The sequence below is a fragment of the Daejeonella sp. genome, from assembly GCF_049655485.1.
In the GTDB taxonomy this organism is placed as follows: Bacteria; Bacteroidota; Bacteroidia; order Sphingobacteriales; family Sphingobacteriaceae; genus Daejeonella.
This window is the reverse complement of the sequence record NZ_JBASJU010000055.1, coordinates 1-11,867: the sequence shown is the minus strand read 5'-3', so window position 1 is coordinate 11,867 and position 11,867 is coordinate 1. Positions and strand designations below refer to the sequence as shown.

At 41.9% G+C, this 11,867-nt stretch carries 12 protein-coding genes; 3 read left to right on the top strand and 9 right to left on the bottom strand.

Going from position 1 to position 11,867, the window contains the following annotated elements:
- Positions 1-242: hypothetical protein (locus WBJ10_RS02405; RefSeq protein ID WP_424287955.1), on the top strand; the 242-nt coding region annotated here is incomplete at its 5' end.
- Positions 243-309: 67 nt separating this feature from the next.
- Entirely contained in the window at positions 310-999 is a 690-nt protein-coding gene (locus WBJ10_RS02400; protein ID WP_424287954.1) for a MarR family winged helix-turn-helix transcriptional regulator, read from the top strand.
- Here WBJ10_RS02400 and WBJ10_RS02395 read toward each other — a convergent pair.
- The 6 genes from WBJ10_RS02395 to WBJ10_RS02370 form a co-directional block, all read right to left on the bottom strand.
- Entirely contained in the window at positions 996-1,355 is a 360-nt protein-coding gene (locus WBJ10_RS02395; protein ID WP_424287953.1) for a hypothetical protein, read from the bottom strand. The genes WBJ10_RS02400 and WBJ10_RS02395 overlap by 4 nt on opposite strands.
- A gap of 6 nt (positions 1,356-1,361) precedes the next feature.
- A complete protein-coding gene (locus WBJ10_RS02390) occupies positions 1,362-1,985 on the bottom strand; it encodes an alpha/beta hydrolase (RefSeq protein WP_424287952.1) in 624 nt (207 codons plus the stop codon).
- Between the two features lie 3 nt (positions 1,986-1,988).
- Positions 1,989-2,924 (bottom strand): ring-cleaving dioxygenase, encoded by a 936-nt coding sequence (locus tag WBJ10_RS02385; protein ID WP_424287951.1) that lies wholly within the window; start codon positions 2,922-2,924, stop codon positions 1,989-1,991.
- A 76-nt stretch (positions 2,925-3,000) separates the two neighbouring features.
- Positions 3,001-3,582 carry a Crp/Fnr family transcriptional regulator gene (locus tag WBJ10_RS02380; RefSeq protein WP_424287950.1) on the bottom strand — a complete coding sequence of 194 codons (582 nt, stop codon included), beginning with the start codon at positions 3,580-3,582 and terminating at the stop codon, positions 3,001-3,003.
- A gap of 80 nt (positions 3,583-3,662) precedes the next feature.
- On the bottom strand, positions 3,663-7,049 hold the full coding sequence (locus WBJ10_RS02375) for a DEAD/DEAH box helicase (protein ID WP_424287949.1): 3,387 nt from the start codon (positions 7,047-7,049) through the stop codon (positions 3,663-3,665).
- Between the two features lie 31 nt (positions 7,050-7,080).
- Positions 7,081-7,983 carry an aldo/keto reductase gene (locus WBJ10_RS02370; protein ID WP_424287948.1) on the bottom strand — a complete coding sequence of 301 codons (903 nt, stop codon included), beginning with the start codon at positions 7,981-7,983 and terminating at the stop codon, positions 7,081-7,083.
- A gap of 217 nt (positions 7,984-8,200) precedes the next feature.
- Between WBJ10_RS02370 and WBJ10_RS02365 the strand changes: the two genes are divergently transcribed.
- Entirely contained in the window at positions 8,201-8,434 is a 234-nt protein-coding gene (locus WBJ10_RS02365; protein ID WP_424287947.1) for a hypothetical protein, read from the top strand.
- Positions 8,435-8,762: 328 nt separating this feature from the next.
- Here WBJ10_RS02365 and WBJ10_RS02360 read toward each other — a convergent pair whose 3' ends face one another.
- The 3 genes from WBJ10_RS02360 to WBJ10_RS02350 form a co-directional block, all read right to left on the bottom strand.
- The gene (locus WBJ10_RS02360; protein WP_424287946.1) at positions 8,763-9,998 is read right to left on the bottom strand and encodes a PQQ-dependent sugar dehydrogenase; all 1,236 of its coding nucleotides are present in this window, start codon (positions 9,996-9,998) and stop codon (positions 8,763-8,765) included.
- Between the two features lie 106 nt (positions 9,999-10,104).
- A complete protein-coding gene (locus tag WBJ10_RS02355; RefSeq protein WP_424287945.1) occupies positions 10,105-11,472 on the bottom strand; it encodes a serine/threonine-protein kinase in 1,368 nt (455 codons plus the stop codon).
- Between the two features lie 136 nt (positions 11,473-11,608).
- Positions 11,609-11,867, bottom strand: a 259-nt coding sequence (locus WBJ10_RS02350; RefSeq protein WP_424287944.1) for an aminotransferase class V-fold PLP-dependent enzyme, incomplete at its 5' end; no start/stop codon positions are given.

The following is an 11,867-nucleotide window of genomic DNA, read 5'->3' as shown; positions in this document are numbered from 1 at the left end:
GAAAGGAGCTGACACTTGCACTGATCGCTCATATACTTTCGGTTAACGAAAGCAAAGCAACAGCGGAGGATATCAAAGGACTAATGAAATATTTATTAGGAGATGAAATCTCAAAAAAGCTGTCAATCACATCTCCAAAATTGCCTGCATATAAAATCGTACTCATCCGCTTACTGGGAGCATTTAAAAGTATAAAACCTACAGGCGACCTGAGGTTAAAATATAAGCAGGCCTATTCATAATTTAAGCTGCGGAGTCCTGATTTAAAACAGTACGCATGATCTATATTTCAACAATTAAAATTTGGTTATGAAATCGTACCAACTAATTCACGAACTCATCAGTCTGGTAGAAAGGCAGGAGAATGAGAATCCCGGTAAAGAAATCTCTCTTGCAGAATTTTCAGGATTTCTATCAAATAACATCGCTGAGGAAGAGATCACGGCATTAAGCGAGGATGTACGATTTGGAAAAAATGAAGCTCCAGCCCAGGATTTAGCGTACCAGCTGGATAACAGCATCGGAAGATTATTTGTATATATGAGTCGTTATGCGAAGTCTTATATTAAGAAAGCCCTGGATGGCACAGCGATCCAAAGTGCAGAAGAATTTACCGCTTTGTCGATTCTATTGACCCATGATCACCTGAGTAAAAGCGAGCTTATCAGCAATAATTTACAGGAGAAAACGTCGGGTACTGAGGTGATTAGACGGCTTATAGCAGGGGGACTTATGAGTCAGGCAGATGATCTAAAGGACAAGCGTAGTAAAAATGTGGCTATTACACCTTTAGGCAGGGAAGTGCTTTTCGATATATTCGTGGATATGAACCAGGTTGGAAAGATGATCACTGGAAATTTAACGGAATCCGAGAAGTTGGCACTTTATCATCTTCTGCAAAAATTAGAGAACTTCCACCTCGATCATTTCAGGAAGAAAACGATCAGTTCAAAAGCTGATCTTCTGAGTTTTGCTGACAATATCCAAGCCTCCGTTTAGTCGTAGGTCAAAAACAACGATTTCCGTTCTATATGTTCCAAATTTCGGGTCCGGTGCCCTTTGCCTGTGATGTCCTCAACCTGAAGAATTTCGCCGGCACCAAAGGTTCGTTTTTCTCCCAGCGAAGTTTCTATCTCAATTCTCCCATCCAGTAGTATAATAAACTGCTTTGCAGGCGCATTGTGGAAATCATAGTCGTATGATGGAACGACTTTTCTAAAAATCAGGTTCTGAACTTTGAAGTTTTCAGAAAGATAACCAATAGTTCCCCCGGGGTGCAGGGGTATAGTTATTTCTTCGAAATTTGACTCGCCCTTTAAGTCGGTATAGATTCGTGTAATGTTGAATTCCTCCATAATTGATTAGCTCAATACCAGTTCATTGGTAAGTTTGAGTTCTTCCGGCTGAATGGTATGTGCCCTGCCATTATAAACCTTCAAAGTAACTTTTGCATGAAGCTGCTCTATGATCTTCACACTTTCTTTCACCCGGCTCAGCGGAACATGCGGGTCGGGGTTCCCCGTGGTGATAAGAACCGGAGTGTTTGAGAAGTCGCCTTTATAATTGCCGGGATTCAATTCCTCTCCAATTAATCCCCCGGTGAATGCGACTACGCCTCCATACTCAGCAGCATTACGCGTTGCATATTCCAGTGCAAGGCACGCTCCCTGGGAAAAACCAAGGAAATAAATCTTATTTAGAGGAATCCCCCCTGACACGATTTCTTTCACCAAATCATCAATCACCTGTAGCGCAGAATCCAAAGACGGCTGGTTTTGATCTGCCGGCACGAGGAAACTGTAAGGGTACCAGCTATGGTTTGTAGCCTGAGGAGCCAGTATCGCAGCATCAGTCAAGTCAAGATGACTCTGCAGGCTCATAATGCTTTGCGCGTTAGCGCCTCGTCCATGAATCATGATTATCGCCTTTTTCGCTTGGTCAAGCGCAAGCCCGCCTGCTAAAATATCTTTGGTGTGCGTATACATCTCTTAATCTAATACAGCTAAACGTTTACTGATATCTTCTCTATGGCTTTCATATTGAGCAGGTAGTTTCAATCCGCTACCCAGTTCCTCTACCGATTCATCAATGGAAAACCCAGGATTGTCTGTTGCTATCTCGAATAAAACCCCTCCAGGTTCCCGGAAATACAAAGAATAGAAATAGTTTCGATCTATCTTTTCTGTGATTTGTAAACCAGCAGCGATTACTTTATCCCTGAACTCCATCAAAGCTTGCTCATCCTTTACTCTGAAGGCCACGTGATGCACCGAACCAGCGGCGACGTGACCAACACTCTCGCCGGGTGCTTCTACCAGGTCGACAATATTTGCTGTGCTCACAGCATCCGTTACAAAACGGTGCCTGTTTACATGGCTTTCCTGAAGTTTATAACCAAAAATATCGGTCAGCACCTTAGCAGTACCTTCCATTTTATTTGTAGTGATACTTACATTGTGGAATCCTTTCAAAGCATGTTCCGCCGTAACGGAATCAGTTTCCCATGGAAGCCTGGTATCTTCATTCTTCGAAGTAATGAGTTCAAACTTCAAACCATCCGGATCAAGGAAGGTTAAATATTGCTCGCTGAACTTCTCGGAAACCTTGTTATAAATCACATTATGTTTCTCGAAGCGTTCCAGCCAGAATCCAAGGCTGTTTTGTGGAACGGAATATCCTATTTCGGTGACCTGGCGCGTTCCGCGACGGCCGGACTGCATCCCTTCCCAGGGAAAGAAAGTTAGGATTGAACCGGGCGTACCTACCTTATCACCAAAGTAGAAATGGTAGGTGTATGGGTCGTCGAAATTCACTGTTTTTTTAACCAGGCGCAAGCCCAAAACATTAGTATAAAAATTATAGTTCAGTTTTGCTTCACCAGCTATCGCTGTGATATGGTGAAGGCCTAATATTCTATTTTCCATTTTGTATTGTGTTTCCTGTACAATGGTACAAATTTACGGAGTTCGACAAACCTGGCTCTTGATGTAGGATAAGAACTTAATCTTTCTTTAAAAGTTTCGATTTGATCCGGCTCAATGATTCCGGTGTGATGCCCAGGTACGACGCGATCTGTTGCTGTGGTACCCTTTGCGGGATAGTGGGGTACTTCTCAAGGAATTCCAGATAGCGTTCTTCCGCGGGGCGGGCAACTGTGGCGTAAAAGCGGTTTTCAAGTACCGAATAGGCTCTTTGAATCATGACTCTGAAAACCCGTTCCAGAGTTGGTACTTCTTTAAAAAGTTGCTCCTTGCTCTCGAAGTCGATCATCAGCACATCTGTATCCTCCATTGTTTCAATAAAAAGATTGGAAGGTTTTTGTTCAGAGAAGCTGCCGATATCACTAATCCACCAGTCTTCAACAGCAAATTGGAGGATGACTTCCTCTCCATCGGCATCTATATAATACTTTTTTACACAGCCTTTTACGATATATGCTTCAAATTTGCAAACCTCGCCCTGCTGTAAAAGGAGGGTTTTCTTTTTGAAGGTTTTGGGTTTAAGCTTTGAGTGGAACTTTTCCAGTTCGGGCAAACTAAAGGGCGCGCATCGGGTGATATGTTTATCTACTTCCTGGAACATATTCAAATATAGAAAATGGCATCAAACCCCTGATCCCGATTACATTAAAACGTCGGATAAGAGCTAGAAATTTTTATTCTTTACGCGCCTAATATTCTTAACAATTCCTCTTTAGAAAACGACTTCACAAAGGCCCCATCTGGCTTGATCAGATCCTTCATCAAAGCCCGTTTAGATTCCTGTAATTTTAATATTTTCTCTTCAACGGTCCCCTCGCATATCAGCCGTACCGCAACGATATGCTTGTCTTGTCCGATACGGTGGCAACGGTCGATAGCCTGGTTTTCCACGGCTGGATTCCACCAGGGATCAACTAAATAGACATAATCTGCTGCAGTTAAATTAAGTCCTGTACCTCCAGCTTTCAGGCTGATAAGAAAAACCCGGATATCAGGATTGTCCTGGAATTCGTTTATCACCTCCTCACGCTTGGTGGTTTTGCCGGTAAGATAGCTGAAGCTGATTTCCCGATCAATCAATTCTTTCTTAATCAGGTCCAGCATGCCTACAAATTGTGAAAAGACCAATATTTTATGGTCGGATCGTTTGTTTTCAATCTGTTCAATGAGGGTATCGATCTTTGCTGAGGATTCACCGGTAAGTTTTCTGTCGGATAGCAATAAGGGCGAATCGCAGATCTGTCGCAGGATCGTTAAGCCTTTCAGGACATTCATCGGGCTTTTCTTCAGTTCCTCATTGTCGGTTGCGGATATAAACTCACGGAATTCTTTCTCATAAGCATCGTATATTTTCTGCTGCTCCGCTTTCATCGTGCAATACAATACCATTTCTGTCTTATCCGGAAGTTCCGCAACAACCTGCTGTTTCGTCCGTCGCAATATGAAAGGTTTGATGATGTGCTGGAGTTCCATCGCCCTGCGGTTATCTTTAAAGCGATCGATAGGCGTGGAGTAAATGTCGCGGAAGTACTGCTTGCTACCCAGTAAGCCCGGGCATGCGAAAGAAAGCTGCCCGTACAGATCGAAGGTATTGTTTTCAATAGGAGTGCCGGTGATCGTTATTTTGTTCCTTGAACTTAACGTGCGTATGGCTTTATAACGCTGGGATTCCGGGTTCTTAATGTTTTGGGATTCGTCAGCGAAAATATAATTGAATTTATATGATTTAAACAGAGTGATGTCTGATAAAAGTGTTCCGTAGGTTGTGAGAATAATCTCATGTTTATCCCAGTCAGCTGCCCCCTTTTTTCTATCAGGCCCATAAACTGTTTTGATTCGTATAGATGGTGCAAACTTTGCGACTTCGGCCTTCCAGTTAAACACCAGTGAAGTGGGTACGATCAGCAGGTTCACATTCTTTTCCACCTTCTTCCGTTGCGATAAAATAAATGCGATGATCTGAAGTGATTTCCCCAAACCCATATCATCTGCCAGGCAGCCACCGAAATTAAAGTCGTCCAGGAAGTTTAGCCAGTCCAGCCCCTTCTTTTGATACGGCCGGAGACTTGCTTTCAAACCCTCGGGGATTTCAACCGGATTGATCTGATCAAAATCGCCGACTTTTTTCCTATACAGGCTAATCTCATTCTTTACTTCTTCGCTCCATAACTTCTCTTCATAATACTTTTCAATTGCCGAGAAATTTGATTTGGGGGTCTGGATTGTTTCATCATCCACTACCTCTCCTGCATTAAAGTAATTGGTGAATTTTTCTAACCATTCTTCGGGCAAAATGCCCTCGGTTCCATCGTCGAGTCTGACAAATTTTGTTTTATTCCGTATAGCCCGATGAATGTTCTTCAGCGCCGCCTTCTTTTTACCGAAACGAACATTAATCACCGTATTGAACCAGTTGATTCCGCTAATTACATGGATAGTGATCTTCGCTTTGTTCGGGTTAAGCTTATTGCCGCTTATCTCATTGAATCCTAAGATGGTGATGTCGTTCCTTTCCCATTCTTCAAATGCATTAAGAAACCATTCTTCTTCCAGGAATCGTTTTTTGTGGAGATAGAAATACTGCAGACCGTTTGTGAGCTGTTCTTCAAAAAAAGGATGCTGTTTTATAAGCAGTGCCGTGAAGGTAATCTCCTCGTGATAGTCACGGTAGATCATGAATTCATTTCCCTTTCGGTCCAGCTGGTATACCTGGCGCTGGGAGCAAACCTGGATTTCTGCTTCACCGTATCGCATTACGGGAAGTATCATTACCTGGCTGCCAAAATCTGAAAGATAGATGATCTTCTCAATGGAGTGTTCGGTCTCGTATTGTTCGAGCTGCTCTGGTGTAGCGGGTTTGATGTATTGGTAGTCTATTGAAATTTTTTCTTCCAGCTTTTCCAGCAACTGCCTTTTAAATTCTTTGTATTGCGATGCATGCACTAGCAAGTTTTCGGCTTTTTTCTTGAGAAGATCAATGAGCGCGAGCAGCTGCAAATTATCGACAAGGAACATCTCATTATTTAACAACAGGAAATAGCTGAACTTTATATCCAACTCCTTCAGTTCAATTTCGCGTTCGCCTATTTGAATACTTAATGATAGTTCATAAAACTGCTCCTTGCGGGATACCCTCAAAACTATTTTGTTCGAAAGTGTCTTTACTGAAACCGGCACAAGGGACGCCGCAGTCAATTTTTCCGAAACTTCGCTATTGTGAAAATAGAATGAGTAGGATAAAGGATTATTTATAATAGCCTGCAAAGCCTTGATATCTTTCGCGTCGGGTTTGTTTTCCAATACATTCTGAAATGCACCGACCCCGGTAAAAAACTTCAGCTCCTGATGGTCTTCCGAAGCCCAGATCACGTCCCGAGGTGATATAAAACTAAGCGGATTCTTAATTTTGCCGTCTTTCGTAAGCTTTGCTTGAAAGATTTCTACCAGCAGGTTTTTATAATATTTATGCTGCTTGAAAATGACGCCAGTAAGCGTTTCCTCTTCGGACAAATGCGGGGCTTCGTCCGCTGTTTCTCTTACCAAAAGATCCTTTAAGATGTTCAGCCCTTCCTTATTGGCAGGGAGCAATCCCGGAAGCTTCGGTTTGATGATGAGTTTCTTCTGCTGATATCCGATCTCAAAAAAGCTTTCCAGATCTGATTCGTTTTCCAGTCCATAGTCCGCGGCAAATCTCTTTAATTTCTCTAACCGGAGCTTTTCATCAAAGAACAAGAGCAGGTCCTTGTTTTTAAGAATAGCAAGAAGTACTTCAGACTGATGTTCGCAAAGCCGGGTTTCTTCTTCCGGACAAGTACAGGAAAGCAGGATCTGAGAACCATTCTGTGTAACCTTCACCGTAGGAAATGCAAGTGTGCCCGATTGCTTTGAAAACAGTCCTTCGTTGATAACAAGTGTTTTGGCCAGAACCTGTTTATAGCCGTGTTCATCCGAATGAATGGAAATCGGGCTGTGCTCCAAAACGAAGTTTAAAGACAAAGTTTCGAAACCATAATCCTCAATTAAGATGTCGTGATCGGGCGAAGAAAAGTCTTTCAATATTGCTTTCAACTTTCCACTCCCAACTTTCCACTCTCCACTCTCAACTCTTCACACTCTGAAATACCGCCGACACATTATAAAGCTCATACCAATCCTGGTGATCCAGGTCTATCGTGAAACTACTTGCGATATTTTTGATCCGCTGTTCATTAGTAGTACCTATCAGGGGTATGGCACCGAGCTTAACCAGCCAGGCCACTGCCAAAGCTTCGATGTCAGCATTATATTTTGAACTTAGGTCTTCCAGCTTTTCCCTAACGGCTGTAGCCTGAATTCCGGTGCCGCTTGCTATTGTCCCTTCGGCCAGGGGAGCGGAGGCCAGAACTTGCATATACTTCTGTTTGATGTAGTCCAGCTGCCCGTTATCAAGTGCCTGAGTTTTTAGAAGATTGAACTCAATATGGTTAGTAACAATCGGCTTTCTCAAATATGCACTCAAAAGCTGATGCTGAAATACAGAGAAATTCGCTATCCCAATATTTTTAATTTTGCCAGAGTCGGCTAATTTCTCCAGCGTAATGGCAGTTTCTTCCAGGTTAGAAATGGGATCAATCTTATCCAGAAGAAATATATCAATATAATCAGTCTTTAACTTTTTAAGGGAGGCTTCTACACTTTTGGTGATATGGGATGCGGAAGTGTTATAGTGTCTGGTCCTGATATCAGGAAATTGAGAGTTAGGGACCCTTAATCCGCACTTCGTGAAAAGCACTACATCTTCACGCTTGAAAGCTTTTTCGGATATCAGTTCACCAAATAATTCTTCACACTGATAGCCGCCATAACTGTCTGCATGGTCGAAGGTGTTTATCCCTAAATCCAGACAAAGGCTGACGATTCTCTTCAGCGTGTTGCGGGGATCATTAACTTCTTCCCATCTGTAAAATCCGTATACCGCAGGTGAAACCTTCAGGCCGGTGTCGCCCATATAAATCTTTTCCATCTCCATTTAGTTTGTTGAGCGTAAGTTAATCAATCCGGCATATTTACTCTAAAAAATCTTGAATACGAATCCCCCTTGAGGGTGGAGTAGAATGGTGATTTTCGCACATTGAAGGAGTCAGTCCTAAGCCTTCAGCTTCGTATCTTCGCTTAGATTTGCATATTAGCAATAATCGGTAAATTAGTGTTGCCTGACCGCAGTAAAATGTCTGACCCGAATGCTTAGATTATTTCAAAAGATTATTTTAAAGATAAGTGTCATTGCTGCAATCCTTCATTACGGCCAAGCAACATTTGCGCAGCGCTATAATTTTAAGAATTACGATATAGAAGATGGACTGGTGCAGTCGCAGGCGCAAAGGATTTTTCAGGATAGCGTACATAATCTTTGGATCTCTACTTTTCGTGGTCTTTCAAGATTGCAGACTTTTAAAGGGCTATTAAGGAAATGACCATTCTAGCAATTCTATCTGGTAATCAACAGAAGATCTTGCGTCAAACCGGAAGTGCCAGAAGTTTTTCGTCAGCGCCCACGCTTAAAAAATATATAAGTCTGGGTATTAAACTACGCCCTTAAGCTGAACCAATGTTGATCATATATTTCCGACCATTCCCGACTTTTTAGCATAAGATAAATGCAGTTTTCGTTCCCTTAGAGGTTGATAAAAGAAAATAATAACTCGTATCGGTTTATTGATTTATAAAAAGGTAAAACGGATTAAACAAAAAAGCGAAATCCGTTTTACGAATTTCGCTTTTGAAATGTAGTATTATTGAGCTTTATTTCTTTCCTATCCGATATAATCTTCCCTGATCTGTAACAGCATATAAAGCACCGTCATTTCCCTGAGCTATTGCTCTGAATCGTTGATTCTCTCCGGAAAGAAGTCTTTCTTCGCCAGTCACTTTATTGTTTTCAATAACAAGTCTTGCGATATGCATTCCGCTTAATGCGCCTACAAACAGATTGTTCTCCCATTCCGGAATATTTGTACCGGTATAAAAAGTAATTCCGCTTGGGGAGATGGAAGGATCCCAATAGTAAACAGGCTGCTCAAGGCCGGCTTTTTGTGTGATGCCTTCACCAATTGTGGCACCGCTATATTCTATACCATATGTAATTGTCGGCCATCCATAATTTTTTCCGGCTTGTATAAGATTTATTTCATCACCACCACGCGGTCCAAATTCTGCTTCCCAAAGGTCGCCCGTTACTGGATGAATCGCCATTCCTTGAACATTTCTATGTCCGTAAGAATAGATTTCAGGACGAGCTGGATCTATAGAAGGGTTGCCGGCTGCTGCCTTACCATCTGTTGTAAGCCTGATCACTTTTCCTAAACCTGACTTAGGGTCTTGCGCCTGAACCCGTGTTTCCATATCGGAACGCTCGCCTGTGCTCAAAAGCAAATTTCCTTGTTTATCAAAAACAACCCGTCCTCCATAGTGTAGCTTCCCGTCGTAAGCCGGGGTAGCTCTATAAATTACTACCGCATTTTCTATGCTTTTTTCATCTGCAGAAAGTTTTCCTTTAGCAAGACTTGTAAGATTTCCTCCTGAAACTGGCTCGGCGAACGCCCAATAAACCATGCGGTTTTGATCAAATGCAGGATCAATTGTAACACCTAAAAGCCCGCCTTGTCCTTCTGCATCCACTTTTGGAATTCCCGTTACGGTTGAACTAAGCGTGCCGTCCTGAGAAACAATTTTCATGGTACCGGCTTTTTCAGTTATAAGAAATTTACCGTTTGGAAGACTAACAATTCCCCAGGGACTTTTCAGGTCGGAGTTTAAAACCTTCGACTCAAACTCAGTAGTAGTTTTAACCCCAGAGATTCTTGTTTGACCCGGGAAAGCCGACTTGGTAGCTGAATTTGGAGCTTTAGTTTCAACCGCAGCATACATAGAGTCGGTTGATAAAGAATCTGTAGTGGATGTAGAATTTGTAACGTTATTCCCGCATGCAGAGAGCAGGATACCGCTTACAGCGACAAATAGGGGCAATTTTTTATGCATAATGTAGTTTTTAGTTTATAGAATTTTTAATTAAACAGCAAATATTGTGCCCTATGATTAGAATAAGGAACTAATAATTGTGTACCTATCCAAATGTAATTATTTATTATCTGAAAAGGAAGTTGAGAAATCCACGCTTTCTCCGGGGCAATTCCCTCTGTTTTTGTTCTTCTAATCTTCTGTTTAATTCCGCTAAATCCCGCCTTCTCATTTCCTCCTGTTTAATACTATCGATGTTTAAAGTGATAATGGGAGGGAAAGCCTTTTCGATTTTACGGGAGATTTTTGAACTTTCTGACGTTGAAACGCTTGCATATTCAACGTTTTCAGAAATGGCGGCCGAAGGTGCTGTCGCTAAAAAATTATAACCTGCAAATAATACTAGTCCGCCTAATAGAATTAGCGTGACAAAAAATTGAGGAGCAGGAATTTTTATACGTGGCCGGTTGTTATTACTTAATTTTTTAATCTGTTCCTTTAAAGAAATAATTTCAAGGTCTTTTTTTGCAAGTAGATGCTGAAACTCCTCATCGCGATTTGTCTTATTGGATTCATTAATATGGGCCTGCGAAATACAGTTTTGAACAATGAAATCGTGTACAGCCACTCCATTACTGAATCTGTTTTCAGGGCGTTTTTCCAGGCACTTGTAAAGTAAGGTTAACAGCCACTGAGGGATATGCATTTCCCTGCGTTGCTCTTCCTCGGTCCAGGCGACTGGAAGGTTTTTCTTTCTAAGGGTTAATACATCGGGTATAGGAGTTTCCATATGGGAAATCCTGACATTATTCCGTGCGGTTTCTCCATTGTCGGTTAGAGGGAAAGGAACCTGGCCGGCAAGTAACTCGTAAAGTACCACCCCATAACTGTAGATGTCTGACTCCAAAAGCATCAGTCCTTCATACTGCTCGGGTGCCATGAATTCTATAGCTCCAGCCTGGCGGAGGCTGGTTCTACGCTGTTCATCCGACATAATGGCTAATCCAAAATCCAAAAGAACATAGTTCCCGGTAAAGGCATTATATTTTACATTATTGCTTTTAATATCGCCATGTTTTACATTTACCGAGTGACAATGCGACAGTGCATTTGCAAGCTGTTCTGTAACTTTAATAACTTCTTTTAATTTGAAAACCGGATCGTATGGAGGCTTTAATAATTCCTCCAAATCGTGACCTTCTATATACTCCATTTCTATGAAGGGAAAAGATCCGCTATCCGTGAGCCCGGAACTCAATATTTTTACAACATTGGGACTTGGATTCTCATTTACTTTTTTTAATTTCTCGACTTCATTCCGGAAATCGCGAAAATTCTTATTCTCGATATTCTCTTCGAGAATAGGAGTGGGCAAAAGTTTAACTGCTGTAATAATCTCGCCGGTTCGTCTACCTTTATAGACAGATCCCTGCCCCCCAGTACGGAAGGCCCCAAGATTTTCCAGCCCATTAGTTATCGTAAATACTTTGCTCATTATATTTTTTTACGGCATGCCGCCGGATGGTTTTAATACTTCATTGCAATCAATTCCCATACCAGTCCGGGAACTAATATTAAATTAATTCAAAAGTATACAACTTTAAGAAAGAGGAATAAAGTATACAGGAGGCTTAATTTTTATTTCGCTCACTTGCAGCAATTTCTGCTATGGCTTTCAGCGTCCTCTCAATTTCTTCTTTTGTATTGTATGGAGCGAGCCCAATCCGCACCATGCCGCCACTTTCGCTTAATCCAAGAGCCCTCATAAGCCCGACAGCATAAAACCCTCCGGCCCATACAAAAATTCCCAGTTCAGCGAGCCGTTTTGCAACCTGGATAGGGGGAATGTCTTTAAGCCTGAAGGATATCGTAGAGGTACATAACTGCTCT

Excerpts from the sequence above, each read along its gene's own strand:
- WBJ10_RS02365 (WP_424287947.1), top strand. The coding sequence starts at position 8,201 with ATGCTTAGATTATTTCAAAAGATTATTTTAAAGATAAGTGTCATTGCT.
- WBJ10_RS02385 (WP_424287951.1), bottom strand. The coding sequence starts at position 2,924 with ATGGAAAATAGAATATTAGGCCTTCACCATATCACAGCGATAGCTGGT.
- WBJ10_RS02360 (WP_424287946.1), bottom strand. The coding sequence starts at position 9,998 with ATGCATAAAAAATTGCCCCTATTTGTCGCTGTAAGCGGTATCCTGCTC.
- WBJ10_RS02355 (WP_424287945.1), bottom strand. The coding sequence starts at position 11,472 with ATGAGCAAAGTATTTACGATAACTAATGGGCTGGAAAATCTTGGGGCC.
- WBJ10_RS02390 (WP_424287952.1), bottom strand. The coding sequence starts at position 1,985 with ATGTATACGCACACCAAAGATATTTTAGCAGGCGGGCTTGCGCTTGAC.
- WBJ10_RS02380 (WP_424287950.1), bottom strand. The coding sequence starts at position 3,582 with ATGTTCCAGGAAGTAGATAAACATATCACCCGATGCGCGCCCTTTAGT.
- WBJ10_RS02395 (WP_424287953.1), bottom strand. The coding sequence starts at position 1,355 with ATGGAGGAATTCAACATTACACGAATCTATACCGACTTAAAGGGCGAG.
- WBJ10_RS02370 (WP_424287948.1), bottom strand. The coding sequence starts at position 7,983 with ATGGAAAAGATTTATATGGGCGACACCGGCCTGAAGGTTTCACCTGCG.
- WBJ10_RS02400 (WP_424287954.1), top strand. The coding sequence starts at position 310 with ATGAAATCGTACCAACTAATTCACGAACTCATCAGTCTGGTAGAAAGG.